The sequence below is a fragment of the Planktothrix paucivesiculata PCC 9631 genome (genome assembly GCF_900009265.2).
GTDB classification, from domain to species: Bacteria; Cyanobacteriota; Cyanobacteriia; order Cyanobacteriales; family Microcoleaceae; genus Planktothrix; species Planktothrix paucivesiculata.
In genome coordinates this window covers 1-260 of the sequence record NZ_LR735103.1, presented here as the reverse complement: position 1 = coordinate 260, position 260 = coordinate 1, and the positions used below count along the sequence as shown (strand labels likewise).

At 44.2% G+C, this 260-nt stretch carries 1 protein-coding gene; it reads right to left on the bottom strand.

All coding sequences use genetic code 11. The features are described from left to right. A partial coding sequence (locus PL9631_RS26475; protein WP_197046531.1) for a hypothetical protein occupies nucleotides 1–260 on the bottom strand: 260 nt, incomplete at both ends.

Here is a 260-nt window from a genome sequence, read left to right as displayed (position 1 = left end):
GTATAAGCTCCAATTGTGGGGATGGTGCACCATCGTGAGCCCAAATAAACAGGTCATTATAAATATTAGAAGAACCTATAACTCCTCCAATATTCAGTTCTGCATCATTGCTCTGAGTAGCCCCATCTCCACCAAAGCCGTTGTTCGTGCTTGAATCTCCAATATTGACCGTGATCCCAGTGGGTACTCCATCATATTGCACCTCAAATTCAGCAACATCATAGGGATTACTGGATGCTGGCCCAAGGTTGATCTTGAGA